The sequence below is a fragment of the Nocardia barduliensis genome (genome assembly GCF_013315795.1).
GTDB lineage: Bacteria > Actinomycetota > Actinomycetes > Mycobacteriales > Mycobacteriaceae > Nocardia > Nocardia barduliensis.
Map to the genome: position 1 here is coordinate 19,368 of NZ_JABLTE010000014.1, position 19,030 is coordinate 38,397.

17 protein-coding genes and 1 pseudogene are annotated in these 19,030 nt (G+C 67.7%); 7 read left to right on the forward strand and 11 right to left on the reverse strand.

The annotated features are described in order from the left end of the window. Positions 1-14: 14 nt before the first annotated feature. From HOV91_RS08910 to HOV91_RS08925, 4 genes are read right to left on the reverse strand one after another with little or no spacing between them, the layout of a single operon-like run. Entirely contained in the window at positions 15-500 is a 486-nt protein-coding gene (locus HOV91_RS08910; protein ID WP_174184962.1) for a MaoC family dehydratase, read from the reverse strand. After that, complete coding sequence (locus HOV91_RS08915) at positions 497-1,657, reverse strand: acyl-CoA dehydrogenase family protein (RefSeq protein WP_174184963.1); 1,161 nt, start codon at positions 1,655-1,657, stop codon at positions 497-499. The genes HOV91_RS08910 and HOV91_RS08915 overlap by 4 nt, the downstream gene beginning before the upstream one ends. Then, a complete protein-coding gene (locus tag HOV91_RS08920; protein WP_174184964.1) occupies positions 1,654-3,699 on the reverse strand; it encodes an acetyl/propionyl/methylcrotonyl-CoA carboxylase subunit alpha in 2,046 nt (681 codons plus the stop codon). The genes HOV91_RS08915 and HOV91_RS08920 overlap by 4 nt, the downstream gene beginning before the upstream one ends. A 5-nt stretch (positions 3,700-3,704) precedes the next feature. Continuing rightward, a complete protein-coding gene (locus tag HOV91_RS08925; protein ID WP_174184965.1) occupies positions 3,705-5,303 on the reverse strand; it encodes a carboxyl transferase domain-containing protein in 1,599 nt (532 codons plus the stop codon). A gap of 93 nt (positions 5,304-5,396) precedes the next feature. On the opposite strand from HOV91_RS08925, the gene HOV91_RS08930 reads away from it, so the two are divergent. Further along, positions 5,397-5,990 carry an SACE_7040 family transcriptional regulator gene (locus HOV91_RS08930; protein WP_174184966.1) on the forward strand — a complete coding sequence of 198 codons (594 nt, stop codon included), beginning with the start codon at positions 5,397-5,399 and terminating at the stop codon, positions 5,988-5,990. Positions 5,991-5,998: 8 nt separating this feature from the next. Here the strand turns inward: HOV91_RS08930 and HOV91_RS08935 are convergent, their stop codons facing one another. The 3 genes from HOV91_RS08935 to HOV91_RS08945 all read right to left on the reverse strand — a co-directional run bounded on the left by HOV91_RS08935 (position 5,999) and on the right by HOV91_RS08945 (position 9,978). After that, positions 5,999-6,745: a 3-hydroxybutyrate dehydrogenase gene (locus HOV91_RS08935; RefSeq protein WP_174184967.1), complete on the reverse strand. Its 747-nt coding sequence runs from the start codon at positions 6,743-6,745 to the stop codon at positions 5,999-6,001. Further along, a complete protein-coding gene (locus HOV91_RS08940) occupies positions 6,742-8,184 on the reverse strand; it encodes an MFS transporter (RefSeq protein ID WP_438822645.1) in 1,443 nt (480 codons plus the stop codon). Before HOV91_RS08940 ends, HOV91_RS08935 begins: the two co-directional genes overlap by 4 nt. Before the next feature lie 213 nt (positions 8,185-8,397). Next, positions 8,398-9,978 carry a purine-cytosine permease family protein gene (locus HOV91_RS08945; RefSeq protein WP_174184969.1) on the reverse strand — a complete coding sequence of 527 codons (1,581 nt, stop codon included), beginning with the start codon at positions 9,976-9,978 and terminating at the stop codon, positions 8,398-8,400. A gap of 274 nt (positions 9,979-10,252) precedes the next feature. On the opposite strand from HOV91_RS08945, the gene HOV91_RS08950 reads away from it, so the two are divergent. Beyond that, on the forward strand, positions 10,253-11,179 hold the full coding sequence (locus HOV91_RS08950; RefSeq protein ID WP_174184970.1) for a LysR family transcriptional regulator: 927 nt from the start codon (positions 10,253-10,255) through the stop codon (positions 11,177-11,179). A 123-nt stretch (positions 11,180-11,302) separates the two neighbouring features. Continuing rightward, positions 11,303-11,455 (forward strand): annotated as a pseudogene (locus HOV91_RS41035) (DUF6506 family protein); the annotation flags it as partial. A gap of 190 nt (positions 11,456-11,645) precedes the next feature. Here HOV91_RS41035 and HOV91_RS08960 read toward each other — a convergent pair. After that, a complete protein-coding gene (locus HOV91_RS08960; protein ID WP_174184971.1) occupies positions 11,646-13,211 on the reverse strand; it encodes a helix-turn-helix domain-containing protein in 1,566 nt (521 codons plus the stop codon). Between HOV91_RS08960 and HOV91_RS08965 the strand changes: the two genes are divergently transcribed. The 3 genes from HOV91_RS08965 to HOV91_RS08975 all read left to right on the forward strand — a co-directional run bounded on the left by HOV91_RS08965 (position 13,210) and on the right by HOV91_RS08975 (position 15,454). Then, positions 13,210-13,566: a hypothetical protein gene (locus HOV91_RS08965; protein WP_174184972.1), complete on the forward strand. Its 357-nt coding sequence runs from the start codon at positions 13,210-13,212 to the stop codon at positions 13,564-13,566. The genes HOV91_RS08960 and HOV91_RS08965 overlap by 2 nt on opposite strands. 96 nt (positions 13,567-13,662) lie before the next feature. Continuing rightward, complete coding sequence (locus HOV91_RS08970) at positions 13,663-14,262, forward strand: TetR/AcrR family transcriptional regulator (protein ID WP_174184973.1); 600 nt, start codon at positions 13,663-13,665, stop codon at positions 14,260-14,262. A gap of 1 nt (position 14,263) precedes the next feature. Further along, a complete protein-coding gene (locus tag HOV91_RS08975) occupies positions 14,264-15,454 on the forward strand; it encodes an FAD-dependent oxidoreductase (protein ID WP_174185002.1) in 1,191 nt (396 codons plus the stop codon). A gap of 180 nt (positions 15,455-15,634) precedes the next feature. Here HOV91_RS08975 and HOV91_RS08980 read toward each other — a convergent pair whose 3' ends face one another. Beyond that, positions 15,635-16,879, reverse strand: coding sequence for an ATP-binding protein (locus HOV91_RS08980; protein WP_174184974.1), 1,245 nt, complete (start codon positions 16,877-16,879; stop codon positions 15,635-15,637). A 485-nt stretch (positions 16,880-17,364) separates the two neighbouring features. Here HOV91_RS08980 and HOV91_RS08985 point away from each other — a divergent pair, with 485 nt between their 5' ends. Beyond that, positions 17,365-17,637, forward strand: a complete 273-nt coding sequence (locus HOV91_RS08985) for a hypothetical protein (protein WP_174184975.1) — start codon at positions 17,365-17,367, stop codon at positions 17,635-17,637. Positions 17,638-17,680: 43 nt separating this feature from the next. On the opposite strand, the gene HOV91_RS08990 is transcribed toward HOV91_RS08985, so the two are convergent. Then, positions 17,681-18,157 carry a hypothetical protein gene (locus tag HOV91_RS08990; RefSeq protein WP_174184976.1) on the reverse strand — a complete coding sequence of 159 codons (477 nt, stop codon included), beginning with the start codon at positions 18,155-18,157 and terminating at the stop codon, positions 17,681-17,683. A gap of 206 nt (positions 18,158-18,363) precedes the next feature. After that, on the reverse strand, positions 18,364-19,029 hold the full coding sequence (locus HOV91_RS08995; RefSeq protein ID WP_174184977.1) for a TetR/AcrR family transcriptional regulator: 666 nt from the start codon (positions 19,027-19,029) through the stop codon (positions 18,364-18,366). Position 19,030 lies beyond the last annotated feature (1 nt).

A 19,030-nucleotide genomic window follows, 5' to 3' on the forward strand; every position in this document is an offset into this window, starting at 1 on the left:
GCTGTGTGCGTTGCTCATGCCCCGGCCTCCGGGGCTTTGCGGACCAGCGTCTTGCGGACGGCCGTGGCGACCACGTCGCCGTGCTGGTTGCGCGCCGTGTGCGCGAAGGTCACGATGCCCTCGCCCGGACGGCTCTTCGACTCGCGCTTGTCGGTGACGACGGTCTCGGCGTACATGGTGTCGCCGTGGAACAGCGGCTTGGGAAACGCCACCTCGGAGAAGCCGAGGTTCGCCACGATGGTGCCCTGGGTCAGCTGTGCCACCGACAGGCCGATCAGCGTGGACAGGGTGAACATCGAGTTCACCAGCCGCTGGTTGAACGGGGGCAGCTGGTCGCTGAACGCCGCGTCCAGGTGCAGCGCCTGGGTGTTCATCGTGAGCGTGGTGAACAGGACGTTGTCCGCCTCCGTGATGGTGCGGCCGGGGCGGTGCTCGTAGACCACCTCGGTGTCGAACTCCTCGAACCACAGGCCGCGCTGCACGACCGCGCGCCGGGTCACAGGCCCAGCTCCCGTCCGATCAGCATGAGCTGCACCTCCGTCGTCCCCTCGCCGATTTCCAGGATCTTGCTGTCGCGATAGTGCCGGGCGACGGCGTATTCGTTCATGAAGCCGTAGCCACCGAAGATCTGGGTCGCGTCGCGGGCGTTGTCCATGGCCGCCTCGCTGGCCACCAGTTTCGCGATGGAGGCCTGCTTCTTGAACGGCTTGCCCGCCAGCATCAGCGCCGCCGCGTCGTAGTAGGCCGTGCGGGCGGCGTGCGCCCTCGCTTCCATCCTGGCGATCTTGAACGCGATGGCCTGGTTGCGCCCGATCGCCTGGCCGAACGCCTCGCGCTCCTTGGCATAGCGCACGCTCTCGTCCACACAGCCCTGCGCGGCTCCGACCGAGAGCGCGGCGATGGCGATGCGCCCCTCGTCGAGGATGCGCAGGAAGTTCGCGTAGCCGCGCCCGCGCTCGCCGAGCAGGTTCTCCTCCGGCACGCGCACGTCGGTGAAGCTGAGCGGATGGGTGTCGGAGGCGTTCCAGCCCACCTTGTTGTACGCGGGCTCGGCGACGAAACCGGGAGTGTCGGTGGGCACCAGGATGGTGGAGATCTCCTTCTTGCCACCGGCGTGCCCGGTCACCGCGGTCACCGTGACCAGCACGGTGATGTCGGTGCCGGAGTTGGTGATGAACTGCTTGCTGCCGTTGATGATCCATTCGCCGCCGTCGGCGACCGCGGTGGTCCTGGTGCCGCCCGCGTCGCTGCCCGCGCCCGGTTCGGTGAGCCCGAACGCGGCGAGGTTGCGGCCGCTGGTCAGCTGCGGCAGCCATTCCTGCTTCTGCTTGTCGTCGCCGAAGCGGTAGATCGGCATCGCGCCGAGCGAGACACCCGCCTCCAGCGTGATCGCCACGCTCTGGTCGACCTTGCCCAGTTCCTCGAGCGCCAGGCACAGCGCGAAGTAGTCGCCGCCCATGCCGCCGTACTCCTCGGGGAACGGCAGGCCGAACAGGCCCATCTCGGCCATCCCCGCGACCACCTCGTACGGGAAGGTGTGGTTCGCGTCGTGCTCGGCCGCCACCGGCGCGACCACCGACCGTGCGAAGTCGCGCACGGTCAGCGCGAGATCCCGGTACTCCTCCGGCAGCGTGCCGGTGGACAGGAAGTCGGTCATGTGGGGATTCCTTCTCGTTCGGCGTGGTTCGTTTCGGCCCGCGCGACGACCCGCGCCAGCACTTGATCGAGGCGCACCTGCGCGCCCGGCTCGACCAATTGTTCTACGGTTCCGGCGACCGGCGCGGTGAGCGAGTGCTCCATCTTCATCGCCTCCACGATGACCACCGGATCGCCCGCGGCGACGGTGGCGCCCGAAGCGGCCGGTACCGCGATCACCGAACCCGGCATGGGGGAGCGGATCTCGGCGTCACCCTCGTGCTCGTCACCGCCGCGCACGTTGACCTCCGCGACTTCGCGCAGCGCCGCGCTGCCGGACGGCCCGGCCACCCACAGCAGGCCGTCCTGCTCGGCGACCCGGTAGGTGCGGCGCAAGCCGTCCAGAGTGAGGGCGAGCACGCCCGAGAACCGCTCGGACGCGCTGAATGCCGCTGTCAGCGAACGGCTTTCGCTATCGCCGATCCGTACCGCGCCGTCGTCGGGCGTGCCCGAGAGATAGACGTGCTCGACCCGCTCGCCGCCCGCGAGCCGGATCGGTGTGGGCGCGTCGGCCCCGATCCGCCAGCCGGACGGGATCTCCCAGGGATCGCGTGGCGCGTCCGGCCAGCGGCGCAGCCAATGCCAGGCCGCCGCGGCGACGAACTCGTCGTCGCCGACGGCGGCGGGACGGAAGTCGACCACCCGCCGGTCCAGCAGGTCGGTGTCCAGTCGTCCCTCGGCCACGTCCGGGTCGGCCAGCAGGAAGCGCAGGAACTCGATATTGCTGGTCACGCCGAGCAGAACGGTATCGGCAAGCGCCCGATCCAATCTCGCGAGCGCGGCGGCACGGTCACCGGCGTGCGCGATGACCTTCGACAGCATCGGGTCGTAGTCACTGCCGACGCGCGTGCCGATCCGCAGGCCCGAATCGACCCGCACGCCGAGGCCCTCGGGCTCGTCGAGGTCGAGCACCGTGCCACCGGTGGGCAGGAACCCGCGCCCGGGGTCCTCGGCGTACACCCTGGCCTCGATCGCGTGCCCCACCATGCGGATGTCGTCCTGGGCCACCGCCAGCTTCTGCCCGGCCGCCACCCGGACCTGGCATTCCACCAGGTCCACGCCGGTGACCAGCTCGGTCACCGGATGCTCCACCTGCAGGCGGGTGTTCATCTCCATGAAGAAGAACTCGTCGGGCCGGTCGGCGGAGACGATGAACTCCACCGTGCCCGCGCCGACGTAGTCCACGCTGCGCGCGGTGTTGCAGGCGGCGGCGCCGATCCTGGCCCTGGTGGCCGCGTCGAGCAGCGGCGAGGGCGCTTCCTCGATCACCTTCTGATGGCGGCGCTGCAAGCTGCATTCGCGCTCGCCCAGGTGCAGCACGTTGCCGAACTGGTCGGCCAGGACCTGCACCTCGATGTGCCGCGGCCGGGTGACGAACCGTTCCAGGAACAGCGTGTCGTCACCGAACGCCGCGGCGGCTTCGCGCCGGGCGCTGCGCAGCGCCTCCGGCAGCCGCGCCGGATCGTCCACCCGGCGCATGCCCTTGCCTCCACCGCCCGCGGACGGCTTGACCAGGACCGGATAGCCGACTTCGGCGGCCGCGGCGATCAGCTCGTCGTCGGTCAGGCCGGGCGTGGCGATGCCGGGCACCACCGGGACGCCGAACGCGGCCACGGTGTTCTTCGCGGTGATCTTGTCGCCCATCACCTCGATGGCGCGCGCGGGCGGGCCGAGGAAGACGATGCCCGCCTCGGCCAGCGCGGCGGCGAAAGCGGCGTTCTCCGACAGGAATCCGTAGCCGGGGTGGACCGCCTGCGCGCCGGTGCGCACGGCGGCGGCCACCACCCGGTCGATCGCGAGGTAGCTCTCCCTGGCGGGGGCCGGGCCGAGGCGCACCGCCGTGTCGGCCTCGTGGACGTGGCGGGCGTCGGCGTCGGCGTCGCTGTAGACGGCCACCGAGCGAATGCCCAAGGTGCGCAGGGTGCGGATCACCCGCACCGCGATCTCGCCGCGATTGGCGACCAGCACGGTGTCGAATCCGACCGGAACGGATCTGTTCAGCATCGTCATCACATCCGGAAAACGCCGTAGGAAACGGGTTCGAGCGGGGCTTGCGCGCACACCGAGAGAGCCAGTCCGAGCACGGTTCTGGTGTCGGCGGGGTCGATGACGCCGTCGTCCCACAACCGGGCGGTCGCGTAGTAGGGGTTGCCCTGACTTTCGTACTGCTCCCGGATCGGGGCCTTGAACGCTTCCTCGTCCTCGGGCGACCAGGGCTGTCCGCTGCTGTCGAGCTGGTCGCCGCGCACCGTCGACAGCACCGACGCGGCCTGCTCGCCGCCCATCACCGAGATGCGCGCGTTCGGCCACATCCACAGGAACCGCGGCGAATACGCCCGCCCGCACATCGAGTAGTTGCCCGCGCCGTAGGAACCGCCGATCACGACGGTGAGCTTCGGCACCCGCGCGCAGGCCACCGCGGTGACCATCTTCGCCCCGTGTTTGGCGATGCCGCCCGCCTCGTAGTCGCGGCCGACCATGAAGCCGGTGATGTTCTGCAGGAACAGCAGCGGAATGCTGCGTTTGTCGCACAGCTCGATGAAATGCGCGCCCTTCATGGCGGATTCGCTGAACAGCACGCCGTTGTTGGCGACGATACCCACCGGATGCCCGTGGATGTGCGCGAACCCGGTGACCAGGGTCTTGCCGTATTCGGCCTTGAACTCGTGGAAGCCGCTCTCGCCCTCCGGCGTGCCGTCGACCAGGCGATGGATCACTTCGCGCACGTCGTAGGGGGTGCGCAGATCCACCGGCACCACGTCGTAGAGCTCGGATTCCGGCGCGGCGGGCGCGATGACGGGCCGGAGGTCCCACGGCGCGGGCGTGCGCGGGCCGAGGGTGGACACGATCCGCCGCACGATGCGCAGCGCGTCCTGGTCGTCCTCGGCCAGGTGGTCGGTGACGCCCGAGGTGCGCGAGTGCAGTGCGCCGCCGCCGAGTTCCTCGGCCGTGACCACCTCGCCGGTGGCGGCCTTCACCAGGGGCGGGCCGCCGAGGAAGATGGTGCCCTGGTCGCGCACGATCACGGCCTCGTCGCTCATCGCGGGCACGTACGCGCCACCGGCTGTGCACGAGCCGAGTACCGCGGCGATCTGCGGGATTCCCTTGGCGCTCATGGTCGCCTGGTTGTAGAAGATGCGCCCGAAGTGCTCCCGGTCGGGGAAGACCTCGTCCTGACGCGGCAGGTAGGCGCCGCCGGAGTCGACCAGGTACACGCACGGCAATCGGTTCTGCGAGGCGATCTCCTGCGCGCGCAGATGCTTCTTCACCGTCATGGGGTAGTAGGTGCCGCCCTTGACCGTCGCGTCGTTGGCCACGATCACGCATTCGCGCCCGGACACCCGCCCGATCCCGGTGATGATCCCGGCGCCGGGGGATTCGTCCCCGTACATTCCGGTCGCTGCCAAGGGGGAGAGCTCGAGAAACGGGCTTCCCGGGTCCAGCAGCTGGTCCACCCGCTGCCTCGGCAGCAGTTTGCCGCGCGCGACGTGGCGATCGCGCGCCTTCGCGGGCCCGCCGAGCGCGGCGGCGGCCAGCCGGGCGCGCAGGTCGTCGACCAACGCCGCGTGCGCGGCGCGGTTGCCGACGGCCTCTTCGGTAACGGTCATCACGCCATCCTGTCGTCCAGTTAGTCGACGATAACTGGAATTCAGGTTAATGTTGATTAACCGAGATGTCCAGGTCGGCGGAAAGGAACGCGTGTGACCAGTGCCGAACCCGTCGCGCCCACGCGTCGTGAGCAATTGAAGGCGCAACGCAGGGCGCAACTGCTGGAAGCGGGGGCGCGGTTGATCGCCGATCGCGGCTTCCTCGGTATGCGCCTGGACGACTTGGGCGCCGCCGTCGGCATCAGCGGTCCCGCGGTCTACCGGCACTTCCCGAACAAAGAGGCGCTGCTGGTGGAGCTGCTGGTCGGGGTGAGTCAGCGCCTGCTCGACGGCGGCAAGGCGGTGGTGGCGGGCACGAACTCCGCCGAGCGGGCGCTCGCCGGTCTGGTCGACCATCACCTCGACTTCGCGCTGGGTGAACCGGAACTGATCCGCATCCAGGACCGCGACCTGGACAACGTGCCCGCCGCCGCCCGCCGCGAGATCCGCCGCACCCAGCGCCAGTACGTCGAGATCTGGGTGGGTGTGCTGCGCGAGCTGCATCCGGAACTACCCGAGGAGACGGCGCGGGTACAGGCCCACGCCGCCTTCGGCCTGATCAACTCCACCCCGCACAGCGCGGGCAACGCGACCGCGGCCCGCGCCCGCCCGGTGCTGCGCAAGATGGCGCTGACCGCCCTCGGGTGAGCGCGCCCTCATCGCGCGCTCCACCCCCCGTCCATCGTGTAGGCCGCGCCGGTGACCATGCCCGCCTCCGGCGACGCGAGCCAGCTCACCAGCGCCGCGACCTCCTCCGGCTCCACCAGGCGCTTGATCGCGCTCTCGGTGAGCAGGATCTTCTCCACCACTTCCCGCTCGGGCACGCCGTGCGCCTTGGCCTGGTCGGCGATCTGCTTGTCCACCAGTGGCGTACGCACGTAGCCCGGGTTGACGCAGTTGCTCGTCACGCCGTGCGGGCCGCCCTCCAGGGCGGTGACCTTCGACAGTCCCTCCAGGCCGTGCTTGGCCGTCACGTAGGCGACCTTGTATTCGGAGGCGCGCAGCCCGTGCACCGAGGAAATGTTGACGATGCGTCCCCAGCCCTGCCGGTACATGTGCGGCAGAACCGCGCGCACCAGCAGGAACGGCGCCTCGACCATCAGTGTGAGCAGATCGCGGAACCGCTGCGGCGGGAAGTCCTCGATCGGGCTGACATGCTGCACTCCGGCGTTGTTCACCAGGATGTCGATGTCGAGTTCCAGCTCCTCCAGCGCCGCGACGTCGAGCAGATCCACCGCCCACGACTTGCCGCCGAACTCGCGGGCCACGGCCTTCGCGCCCACGTTGTCCACGTCGGCCACCGTGACCGTGGCGCCGCGCGCCGCGAGCGCACGGGCACACGCCGCGCCGATGCCGCTCGCGCCGCCGGTGACCAGGGCGCTGCGCCCCGCCAGATCGTTCATCGCACAGCCACTTCGGTCCGCGCGCCCAAGCGCTCGGCGTCGGCGTGATCGATGCTCTCCAAGCTCAGCCCCTTCGTCTCTCGGGCGAAGAACACCGCGATCGCGCTCACCGCCGCCGCGCCCGCCAGGTACCAGGCGATCGGCACCGCGGAGTGATAGGTGTTCAGCAGCCGGACCGCGATGATCGGAGCCAGCGAACCGGCCACGATCGAAGTCACCTGATAGCCGAGGGACACCCCGGAATAGCGCATCCGGGTGGGGAACATCTCGGCCATGATCGCGGGCTGCCCGGCGTACATGAAGGCGTGGAAGATCAGGCCGATGATGATGGCGGACATGATGACCACGTTGTGGCCGCTGTCCATCATCGGGAAGGCGAAGAAGCCCCAGGTGCCCGCGGTCAGCGCGCCGACCAGATAGACCGGTCGCCTGCCGAACCGGTCGGACAGGTTGCCCACCAGCGGGATCGTCGCGAAGTGCACAGCGTGCGCGGCGAGCAGCCACCACAGGATCACTTCGGTGTCGGCGTGCACCTCCACCTTCAGATACGTGATCGTGAACGTGACCACCAGGTAGTACATGACGTTCTCGCCGAAGCGCAGGCCCATCGCGGTGAGCACGCCGCGCGGGTAGTGGCGCAGCACCTCGACCACGCTCAGCGAGGTGGCCTTGATCTGCTCGGCTTCCTGCTGCGCCGCCACGAAGATGGGCGCGTCGGTGATCTTGGTGCGGATGTAGTAACCGACCAGCACCACCACCGCGGACAGCCAGAACGCCACGCGCCAGCCCCAGCCGAGGAACGCCTCGTCCGACAGCGTGGAGGTGAGCACCAGCAGCACCACCGTCGCCAGCAGGTTGCCCGCCGGCACGCCCGCCTGCGGCCAGCTCGCCCAGAAACCGCGGCTGCGGCTCGGGCTGTGCTCGGCGACCAGCAGCACCGCGCCGCCCCATTCCCCGCCGACCGCGAAACCCTGGATGAAGCGCAGCGTCACCAGCAGCGCGGGCGCCCAGTAGCCGATCTGCCCGAAGGTCGGCAGGCAGCCCATCAGGAACGTCGCGCTGCCCACCAGCACCAGGCTGAATTGCAGGAGCTTCTTACGGCCGTACTTGTCGCCGAAATGCCCGAACACCACGCCGCCGAGCGGGCGCGCCGCGAAACCGACCGCGTAGGTGACAAACGCGGCGAGGATGGCGTCCAGATCGCTGGTGCCCTTGGCGAAGAACACCTTGCTGAACACCAGCGTGGCGGCGGTGCCGTAGAGGAAGAACTCGTACCACTCCACGACCGTGCCCGCCATCGACGCGGCCACCACACGGCGCAAACCGCTGGTCGTGCCGCCCCGATCCTCCGCCGGTGTCGCTCCGGCGCTGTGTTCCCTCATCGCGCTACTCCTTCGTGCCCGGGCCACACTTCGGACTCGATGTGACGGCCCACACATGCTTGGCTGCACCGAGTATTAGTGCAGACGATTGGCGTCGCAATGACCATTAGTGCAGTTCGGGTCTGCAAAGATGCAGATAAGCGCTGCGCTGCACCAGCATTCAGGCTGAAGGCGGCATTCGTTCACAGGGCCCAGGACGGCGCGGATCCGGACTTCGCCCGGCGCACGTCTACTCCGCGACGACCGCGACCGGTTCGGCGGCGAACAACTTCACGCTGTGGCTCGGATCAGGTCCGTATCACGGTTCTCGATCTGTTCGGTGGTCTTCGGCTGGGCGGGCGGACGTACTCGGTGCAGGGCCGCGTAGCCCGCGGTCGCGAGGATCAGCGCGGCGAATATGCCGAGGTTGCTGCTGCCCAGGCTGCCGGTGCGGGCGGCTGGAGTGAACAGATATCCGAGCAGTGGGCCGACATGCGGATCGGGGGAGGTGATCAGTCCGAACCCCACGATGGTCGCGACGGTCAGGCAGCCGATCCCGGCGCGGTTCACCCTGCCGTAGCCGCCGACCGGGCTGAACAGGGCTGTCCGGTCGTAGCCGATATGGCGGCGCTGCCACAGGTCGACCACGAAGATCCCGGACCACGCGGCCATCACCACCGCGGTGGTGGTCAGGAATGCCTGGAACGGGGCGAAGAAGCCCGGCGCGGCGAAGACGACATAGCCGCCCGCCATCGCGATCAGGACCGCGTCGATCAGGACGGTGTAGTGCCGGGGCATCCGCACGCCCAAGGTCTGAAGCGCGAGGCCCGAGGAGTACAGGCCGATGATGGACCCGGACACGAAACCCACCAGCGCCAGGATCAGATACGGCACCAGGAACCAGGTGGGCAGATGGGCCGACAGGGCGCTGATCGGGTCGGTCGCGGCCATCGTGGCGACCTCGGGGTTGCCGGAGGCCAGCAATGTCCCGAAGCCCATCAACACGATGGCGGGCGCGGTGCCGCCGAAGGTGATCCATCCCACCAGTGCGCGTTTGCCGGTCTCGCGTGGCAGATAACGGGTGTAGTCGGCCGCACAGTTGACCCAGCTCAGGCCGAGCAAACTGGCGGCCAACATGATCCCGCCCAGGAACGCGCCCGGACTGGCCTGGCCGTGCGTCGCGAACGAAATCTCGGGCAGCGTCAGCACGACATAGACCACCGACAGTGCGGTGAATACCAGGGCGAACCACTTCTGAATCCGCAGGATCACGTGGCAGCCGTAGATTCCGGCCACCGTACTGGCCAGGACGACGATGCAGAGGGTGACGATCATGAAAGGCCTGGTATCCATGTCCGGGTCGAGCCGGTGGGCCACGGTGCGGGCCGCGAGGGTCGCCAGGACCGCCGAGAAGGTCTCCCATCCGACCAACGCCAGATAGCTGATCAAGGTCGGGATCTTGTTGCCGTGGAATCCGAACGCCGCGCGGCCGGCCGCCATGGTGGCCGCCCCGCCCCGCTGCCCGGCCAGTGACACCAGGCCGAGCAGCAGGAAGGACAGAACGGCGCCGGCCGCCGCCGCCAGCGCTGCCAGGTGCCAGTCGAGGCCGAGCGCCATGACATACGGACCGAACGACACCAGGAGCACATTGCAGCTGGTGCCCGCCCACGGCCAAAACTGCGCGCGTGGACTACCTCGACGCTCCTCGTCGGCGACCCATTCGGCGCCTTTTCGCTCGAAGGACCACTTGGAAAGTTTCGCTGAAGCCATTGCCATGCCCAGATCCATCCGCCGAGGGCCGCGACCGGCTACGGGCACCGGGCCCTGACCATTCCATCTACTTATATATCGTGCCGTTAGATGATGGCTCATTGTATGACGGCGGAGTGTCAAGCGGAACCATAGTTGACGGTGCAACTATTGAGGCGCAACAGATTTCGTGTTCACTAGGGCCGATGCACGTCAACGCCCGAAGCTGGGCGCGGATCGAGCGCAAAGGGTGCCGCTGATTCGCGCTCGGTGCGACGCATGCAGTCAATTCGACACTAGATAGCGATCCGTTGTCCGATGGCTTATGTGCCAGTGATGCACGAATCTGGTGGTGCCGACGATCTGCGCGCGGCGAGCGTTCTGCCAAGATGCAGATATGAGCCCGGCTTCCGCAGGGTCTGCTCGCCGTCCCAGCGCCGATGACCTCCTCGTTCTGCTCGCGGTCGGACGGTCCGGCCGCTTCGTCACCGCGGCCGAGGAACTCGGCATCAACCACACCACGATCTCCCGCCGCATCGCCGCGCTGGAACAGACCCTCGGCGGCCGGGTGCTCACCCGGGTGGCCGGTGGCTGGGAGCTGACCGATCTCGGCAGGGAGGCGCTCGCCGCGGCCGAGACGGTGGAGTCGGCCGTGAAGTCGCTGGCCGCCGACGGGAGCGGGAACCGATCGCTGGAAGGGGTGGTCCGGATCTCGGCGACGGACGGCTTCAGCGCCTACATCGCCGCACCCGCCGCCGCGAACGTGCAGCGGCGGCATCCGAAGATCGCCGTAGAGATCGTGGCGACGACGCGGCGTGCCTCACAACAGCGTTCGGGACTCGACCTCGAGATCGTCGTCGGCGAGCCCCAGGTGCACCGCGCCACCGCCACCCACCTGGCCGACTATTGCCTCGGCCTCTACGGCTCGCGCGATTACCTGCGCGACCACGGCACGCCCGCGACGATCGACGACCTGGCCGAGCACCCGCTGGTGTACTTCATCGATTCCATGCTCCAAGTCGACGACCTCGACCTGGCCTCCAGCTTCGCGCCCGCGATGCGCGAATCCGTCACGTCCACCAATGTTTTCGTGCATGTGGAAGCCACACGCGCGGCAGCGGGCCTCGGCCTGCTGCCCTGCTTCATGGCCGATCGCCACGCGGATCTCGTTCGCGTGCTGGCCGATTCGGTGACAGTCACCCTCGGCTACTGGCTGGTCGCCCGCACCGAAACGCTCCGCCGCCCGGAAGTGGCCGCCGTCGTCACCGCGATCCGCGTCATGGTCGCCGATCAGCGCGACGTCCTTCTCGGACGCTTGGGCTGACTTCCGCCGAGCGAACATCGGCGGTCAAGCTACGGAGCACATAGGTTCACCTGGGCTCCTAGACGTTTTCACCCGAGATCTGTTTGGCTGGTGGCTTCGACGGTCTCAGGGAGGTACACACCTATGGCGCTCACGCACTGGGGATTCATCTACACAGCGGCCGGCAGCGCCGCGGGCGGCGATGTCAGCGTCGTGGACACCGGCAAATGCCGCACTGTCCTCGTGGGGGTGGAGAAGCCCGAGGAAGGCATCGAGGTCGCGCGCCGCCTGGTGGACGACGGTGCGCAACTGATCGAGCTGTGCGGAGGGTTCGGGCCCGTGTGGGCCGGGCGCGCGTCATCGAGGCGATCAACGGTGCGGTGCCCGTGGGCACGGTCGGCTACGGGCCTGAAGCAGTCGACCAGGTGCACGCCATCTTCTCCTGACCGTATGCCGCAGAGGCAGATCGCGTCTGTTGTTCTCCGGGTCAGGCCGTTCGGGCGAGGGTGTCGAATCGGTGGCGGAAGTGTTCTGCGTCGTCTCCCCGTGTCCGGGCGGCGGCTATACGGACCGGGCGTAGTTCGGCCAGAAGTCGTGGAGAGTTGACGGGGCCTTCCAGGAGAGTCAGGGCGGTGTGCGCTTCGGTGATCGCTGCGGTGGTGTCGCCGAGCCCGGCGAGAGCGGCGGCGAAATAGGCGCGGTACGAGGTCTCGTCGCGTGGACGCTGGGTGCCGCGTTCGCCGATCGTTTCTCGGTATATGCCCACCGCCCGGTCGTGCTGACCCAGGTAGACGCGGCCACGGGCCTCGATCGATCTGATCTCGAATGGTGTGACGTGGTGCAGCCAGACCGGCTCGTCGACCTCGTCGAGTCCTCGCTCGACCTCGCGCCAGGCCCGGGTCATCGCCTGCTCGAAGTCCTGGCGTTCCTCGATCGCCGCGTGCGCCACGGCCTCGCGGGCGGATCGCACCGCGTTCAGCCGGGCCGACGGGATTCGGCGAGCCAGATGGCTGGCGCGCTGAGCCAGCCGCACGGGTTCGCGGCTGGTCGGTCTGTCGGTGGTCAAAAACGTCAAGCTGGCGAGCGCATTGGCGAGCAATTCGTCGTTGTCGGCCTGCTCGGCCATCAGCACCGCTTCGACGTAGCACCGCCGCGCGACAGCGGATCGCCCAGCGTCCAGGCAGAGCCAACCGGCGCAGCGAGCAAGACGGCTCGTCTCGGCCAGCAGGCGCAGGCCGGTGTCTCGGCCGTAGCCACCGTGGTCGAGCAGGCGGCGAGCCGAACCGTATTGACGAAGCGCGAATTCGGCGATGTCTCCGCCGCCGAAGTGATTGTCGTGATTCCACATGCGCTGCGTCAGCGTCTGGAAGTAGGCGACATGGCCGGACCCGACCTGGGGCGGCACAGACGGTGCAGGTGCGCTTGCGGCCATCGTGGTGATTGTTGCTGCCAGGCCGAATTGTCTGCGGTCCATGTCGTCGGCTCCTTTACCCCTGTCTTCGATGGTCCTCGGATCAACCGGTCCCAGCAAGATTGGAAGCAAGGCCGTACGCGGCACTCCCAGCGCGTCGGCGGCTCGGACCAGTTCGCGAATGTCGAAGATGGTCCCCACTTCTCCACGTTCCACCCGGCCCGCATGCGTGCGGTCCCAGTGCAGGAGTGCGCCGAAGTCGGCTTGGGACAGGCCCATTTCTCTGCGGACGAGGGCCAAGGCTTGACCGGGCCGCCCCTCGGCGAGCAACTTGCGGAATTGCGGCGTCGTCCACACGCCGTCCATCTGGCTGTCGATCACATTCGGCCCCCTGTCCCGAAATTCACTGTGATGCGCGAACTTTAAGCACAAAACCGCAGGCGGGGAGGCGCAACCGCGGATATCGCACATCCGGTGTCGCGCGCTTGACAGCGTCGCGATGTTCCGCCCGTTCCTCGAGGCTCGAGGTGCGCGCGCCGCCGGGGTGATGTCGTGTCGGCACGGCACTCCGGACGCGGTGAGCCGCGAGCGGTGGCGAAAGCCCCCGGCGGCGGGCGCACCCATCGAACGAGAGGTGATCATGAAGCCGAAAGTGGTCGGGTATCTGCGCCGCGATATCTCCGGGCGTCGCGCACGCAGGCACGAATTGGAAATCCGAGCGCTGGCGAAGGCGTCGGGTTTCGATCTGGCGCGAACGCTGGTCGCGGGCCCGACCGCCCCCGCGTCACTCGAGGCCCTGCTTGCCGTGATCGGCCGCGTCGGCGCGGTCGCGGTGATCACCCCGTCGCGAGGCCATCTGGAGGACCGCACGGACGCGATCATGTCGGTGTGCGGGCTGATCACCCTCGATTCGAGGCACATTCCATCGCAGGGCATGGAGCACCTCGCCGCCCCATGGCCCCTCGGACCACGCGTGAGTGATCGTCGGGATGCCTGACCTGATCCATGCCCATGTGAGTCGGGGGAGCTTCGATTCTCGTGGCTCGCGTGGTACGTTCACTTCGTTGAATGATCGTTCAATCAATGGAGTGTCGTGGCAAGTCGACGGGAACAGGCGCAGTGGCGGCGCGAGCGCTTGCTGGACGCGGCGTTGGAAGTGTTCGCCGACAAGGGGATCGACGGGGCTTCGGTCAAGGACATCGCGGCTGCCGCCGAGGTGGCGCCGGGCCTGCTGTACCACTATTTCGCCGGTAAAGAGGCGCTGGTCACCGCGTTGCTGCGGGAGCGCGGGTTCTCACGGCAGTTGCGCGAATCGCTCGAGCAAGCGGAGGGCAGGCCGGCTACCGACGTCTTGCCTCGGGTCATGCGCGAGTTCGACGGCGTTCTGGCCGCCAACGCCAAGCTGATCAGGCTGTTCTTCGCCGCCGGGCATTCACACGAGAACGTGCGGGCGGTGCTGGCGGAATTCGTCGGGGAAGGACAGGCCGTGATGGCCGAGTATCTGCGCTCCCGCGTGGCCGCGGGGGAGTTGCGTGACCATGACGCGCACACGACCGCGACCGCTCTGTTCGCGACTCTCGCCGTCGGCCGCAGCACCGGCATCCCGGTCGATGTCGCCGAGTTGGTCGATCTCGTGCTCCACGGACTTGTTCGAAGCGCGCCATCCGAAGAAGGAGAGATCGCCGGTGCATGACATGAACGTGCAATGCTGCGTGGTAGGCGGCGGCCCCGCCGGAATGATGCTGGGCACGCTGCTGGCCCGGCAGGGTGTCGAGGTGATCGTGCTGGAGAAACACGCTGACTTCCTGCGCGATTTCCGGGGCGACACCATCCATCCGTCCACTCAGGAACTCATCCACGAACTCGGCTGGCTGGACGAATTCCACCGCCTCCCGCACAGCACCATGGATCGGGTCACCGTCGCTGTGGGCGGCACGCCCGTGACGTTCGCGGATTTCCGGAAGCTGCCGGTCCGCAGCCCGTACATCACGTTCATGCCGCAATGGGAATTCCTGAATTTCCTCGCGACCAAGGCCGCGACCTTCCCCGGCTTCCGGCTCCTGCAACGCACGGAGGCAACCGATCTGCTCATCGAGAACGATCGAGTCCTCGGTGTGCGGGCGAGCACCGACACCGGAAGCTTCGAAATCCGCGCCGATCTCGTCGTGGCCGCTGACGGCCGCCACTCGTGTATGCGAGAAGCGGCCGGTTTGCAGGCAGCGGCGAGCTCGCCACCTATGGACGTCCTGTGGTTTCGGCTGTCGCGGCGAGCGACGGACCGGGTCGAGTTCTTCCAAGGAGGTAAAGGGGCGATGGTCGCCATCGACCGCGGGGACTACTGGCAGGTGGCGTACACCATTCCGACGAACGCCTACGACGAATTGCGCGCGCTCGGCATCGGCGAGCTACGCGACAGAATCAGCGCGCTCGCCCCCGCATTGCGGGACCGCGTTCACGAACTCGCCGATTGGGACGACGTCCATCAGCTCACGGTCCGTGTGGATCGGCTCGACAAGTGGTATCGCCCAGGCTTGCTCTGCATCGGCGATGCCGCGCACGCCATGTCACCGGCGGGTGGCGTCGGCATCAACCTGGCCATCCAGGACGCCGTCGCGGCAGCGAACATCCTCGGCCCGAAACTGCTCGCCCACACCCTGACCGACGCCGATCCGCCCCGCGTGCAGGCCCGCCGCCAACTGCCCGTCAAACTGACTCAACTGTTTCAGTTGGCCATTCTGCGTGACCTCTACCCCAAGAATCTGCACGACGACACAGCCACCCACGTGCCGCCGATCTTCCGGGTTTTCCGGCGGCTGCCCGTGTTGCGCCACGCTGTGGGCCGATTCATCGGACTCGGCGTCCGGCCGGAACACATCCGCACCTGAAACGCCGCCCCGGACGAGCCCGGGTCGAGATCGAGGTTTCCGTTCTTCGTGATCGGTCAGCAATTGACAGCGGGCGGTCGAGGTCCGTGACACATCAGATCAATTGCCCGGCAAGAGAACTGGCCGAGCAATGCACCCGTCTGCGCGCCGCCGGGTCCGAGCGCAGTTCGAACCCTTCCGTTATGTCGATGGTGTCGTCCACAGAGTGCTGATCGGCAATGAGCACAGGCCGTCGCCGAAGGGCAGTTGCTGATCGCCGCAGTAGAGGACGAAACCGGCGTGGAATCGGTCGCCGAGGCGGTTCTGCAGGATGCGGAGAGCACGGAAGTCGTCGGTGCGGACGGTTTCGGAGGCTTTGACTTCGATCGCGATGATGCGGCCCGCATTGTCTTCGAGGATGGCGTCGACCTCGTAGCCGTCGCGGTCGCGGTAATGGTGAAGCCGGGCCATGGTCTGACTCCAGGTGAGTTGGCGGGTCAGTTCGCCGAGAACGAATGTTTCGAGAAGGCCACCGGTCGTGGCATCGTTCGTGACGCCGGAGAGCAAATGCGCGGCAAGTCCGCAGTCATTGAAGACAAGCTTGGGTGTGGCGATAGCCCGGGCCGTGGCGTTCGAGGACCAAGCCGGGATGAGCCGGATCAGGTAGATGACCTCGAGCAGGCTGATGTACTCGCGAATGGTAGTGACCGGGACGCCCAGATCTGCGGACACGCGTCGGTAGTTGAGTAGCCCGCCGCTTTGCCCGGCCAAAATCGCGATGAGACGGCGCATGTCGGCACTGCGCTGAATGTCGGCGACTTGGTGGACGTCGCGACTCATGATGTCATCGAGATAGGACTTGAAGAACTGGCCGCGTCGGCGGGGCGCGGTTCGACGGATCGCTTCGGGGTAGCCGCCACGGGCGGCGAGATTTGCGTAGTCTCTGCGTCGCAGTTCTGATCGCACGGTCCGCAAGCGGCTGCCTTCGGCGAACGCCGCATCGATGAAACCGTCCGGCATCCCGTCGATCTCGCCCTGGGACAGCGGAAAGAGTTCGATCGTTTCGGAGCGTCCCGGCAAGGAGTCGGGCAGTGCACTCAGACCGAGTAGTCTCGCCGAACCGGTCAACAGGAACCGGCCGGGACGGGGGTCTCGGTCGACCGTATTCTTGATCGCCAGCCAGAGTTCGGGGACACGCTGAACTTCATCGATCAGCATCGTGCCGGGCTCATCCAGGAAGGCGACCGGGTCGGTGGCGGCCGACGATCGGGTCCGGGGATCGTCCAGATATCTCTTGACGGCAGGGCGGTCAGCCAAGCACCGCTCAGCCAGTGTACTTTTGCCGGTTTGGCGCGCGCCGTTGATGATGACGACACGAGTATCGGCGAGAGCCTCCTCGACCAGGTCGGCGGCTCGTCGGGGCAGGTAGTCGACAGCTTGGCGCATGGGGCGATCGTATCGCAACCCGACGATCTGCCGACGAAGGTTCCGATCATCTGCCGACCGATTGCCCGATGATTTGCCGATACTATCGCCGACGATCTGCCGATATACATGCCGACGGTCTGCCGATTTCCCGGATAGGAGAATCAGGACCCCGCCATAACCATCGCGGCCGACTTCGAGGAATAGTCCGCCGAACGCCGTGGTCTGCCGCGGGCCCGCTCGTCGTAGGTGACGTGCCGGACCACGGGACATACTGCGAGGCCGTTTACAGCATGGCCGTAACGCCCGGCTTCCGGGCATGCCTCGGCGACGGCTCGGATCGGTGTGTGACACATCACCGGCTCCGGACCGAAACGGGGTTTCCCGCGCTGTCGATCGGTCAACAAACCATGCGGCGGACCGCCGGTCGGGGGCGCGGACGCCGTCGGCTGACCCAATTGCCCGGCACCAGGATCGCGCCCGATCAGGGCGCGGAAGGAGGACAAGTGCGATCCATCCGAGCCGGTCTCATCACCGTGATGCTCGTCGCCGCCACCGTGGCCGGAGCGAGTTCGGCGCATGCCGACGAGACCCTGCCCGGCGCGCCGAAGGACGAGATCATCTCGGTGGACATCAACCTGCTGGGCTGCTCCCTCGGCGCCGGACTCGGCCTGGACCTCCTGCTGGCTCTCACCGCGGGCAACGGTTCCAGCACCACCATCGGCTCCGGCCTGGCCACCCGCCTGCGCGCCGCGGGCTGCCTGCCCTGGCAGCGCTGATTCGAACGGAGCGTCGACAGCGCGAGAACCGAGGAGTACGGGGTCATCCGGCCTGGGGGTGCGGGCGCAAGTCGATCGTGTCGCGCGCCCGTGCCCACACCTCATGGGCGTCGAACCGGGCGGCCTGCCACGAGTCGGTGGCAAGGCCGACTCGCCCGCGCCACTTCCGCATGATGTCGGCGTGCACCGGCCAGCGCACGAACCGGCGCATGTCCTTTTCGGTCTCCCAGATCGAGATCGAGCCGCCGCGTGCCTCCGATGGTCGAGCCCACAGCCACAGGCCCACCGCGCCGTGCATCACGGGCCAGTTCCGGCCCAGCCGCATTCCCGTCTTGTAGATCTCCTGAACGTCTTCGTCGGAAGCGGCCAGGAAGTCGGTGACGCTGACGAACACCGGACCCGCGCTGTCGTGGCGGGGACCGGCTTGCCAGGGCATGAGCACGGTGCCTTCGGAAAACGGCTGTTCACCTGTCGCGCCGTGCGCGTCATCGGGTGTTCGGTCTGCGGAATTAGTAAGCATCTGCAGATGATATGCAGACGCATATCAAATCGGCAACCGCTGGTAGCAGTTGTGACGACCGCCTGTGCCCACACCGCCTGGGCGTCACATCCCGCACCCGATGACGAAGAAGTTGCGCAGGGGACATCGCTCGGTGGGCCGGGGCCGCCATGTTCGGTATGGCCGAGGTGGGCGCTTCGGCTGGGGTTTCGTCGGTCGACCAGAATTCAGCGGCTGTGTTCGCCGGTCAGGCTGCTCGCTGTGCTCACCTGCCGGCTCGGCGGCTGTAGGACGTTGATACACATTCGAGCGCAGTCGGCGGCGAGCTCGGCCGAGGTCATGGTGATCGTCCCGGCAAGCCATCCTTCGATGATCTGGTTGACGCCCCCGGTGATGAACAGGCTCGCGCGGCGGAGCAGGTCGGGGTCCGGGGTGAATCCGAGGGCCGTGGGGGCGTAGTTGACCACCAGCTCGGCAACGGTATCGATCGCATCGTGTCGCCTCTGCGCGAGTTCGCTCACGTCATTGGCATTGCTGGAGATGATGCGGTGCAGGTGAGGGTCGTCGGCGACGGTGTCGAAGAACGCTCGGAGTGCGGCGGTGAGCCGCGCTTCCGCTGGGCCGGTGCCGGAGAGTCCGGCGTGCACCATGGCGGCCAGGAGTTTGTCGCGGACCTCGTCCGCGACCGCGACCAAGAGTTCGTCGCTGTTGGCGAAGTGTTCGTAGAAATATCGCGGTGTGAGTCCGGCGGCCTTGCATACTCCCCGCACGGTGACCGATGCGATACCCGACTCTCCCCAGAGCGCGGTCGCGGCGGCGAGCAAGCGGACCCGGCGGCCCGCGCTGCGTTCGGCGGCGCTGACGCCGCCGTAGGTGCGGGGCTCTTCGGTCATT

Excerpts from the sequence above, each read along its gene's own strand:
- HOV91_RS08915 (WP_174184963.1), bottom strand. The coding sequence starts at position 1,657 with ATGACCGACTTCCTGTCCACCGGCACGCTGCCGGAGGAGTACCGGGAT.
- HOV91_RS08920 (WP_174184964.1), bottom strand. The coding sequence starts at position 3,699 with ATGCTGAACAGATCCGTTCCGGTCGGATTCGACACCGTGCTGGTCGCC.
- HOV91_RS08925 (WP_174184965.1), bottom strand. The coding sequence starts at position 5,303 with ATGACCGTTACCGAAGAGGCCGTCGGCAACCGCGCCGCGCACGCGGCG.
- HOV91_RS08935 (WP_174184967.1), bottom strand. The coding sequence starts at position 6,745 with ATGAACGATCTGGCGGGGCGCAGCGCCCTGGTCACCGGCGGCGCGAGC.
- HOV91_RS08940 (WP_438822645.1), bottom strand. The coding sequence starts at position 8,184 with ATGTGTGGGCCGTCACATCGAGTCCGAAGTGTGGCCCGGGCACGAAGG.
- HOV91_RS08945 (WP_174184969.1), bottom strand. The coding sequence starts at position 9,978 with ATGAGCCATCATCTAACGGCACGATATATAAGTAGATGGAATGGTCAG.
- HOV91_RS08950 (WP_174184970.1), top strand. The coding sequence starts at position 10,253 with ATGAGCCCGGCTTCCGCAGGGTCTGCTCGCCGTCCCAGCGCCGATGAC.
- HOV91_RS08965 (WP_174184972.1), top strand. The coding sequence starts at position 13,210 with ATGAAGCCGAAAGTGGTCGGGTATCTGCGCCGCGATATCTCCGGGCGT.
- HOV91_RS08960 (WP_174184971.1), bottom strand. The coding sequence starts at position 13,211 with ATGATCACCTCTCGTTCGATGGGTGCGCCCGCCGCCGGGGGCTTTCGC.
- HOV91_RS08975 (WP_174185002.1), top strand. The coding sequence starts at position 14,264 with ATGAACGTGCAATGCTGCGTGGTAGGCGGCGGCCCCGCCGGAATGATG.
- HOV91_RS08980 (WP_174184974.1), bottom strand. The coding sequence starts at position 16,879 with ATGCGCCAAGCTGTCGACTACCTGCCCCGACGAGCCGCCGACCTGGTC.
- HOV91_RS08990 (WP_174184976.1), bottom strand. The coding sequence starts at position 18,157 with ATGCTTACTAATTCCGCAGACCGAACACCCGATGACGCGCACGGCGCG.
- HOV91_RS08995 (WP_174184977.1), bottom strand. The coding sequence starts at position 19,029 with ATGACCGAAGAGCCCCGCACCTACGGCGGCGTCAGCGCCGCCGAACGC.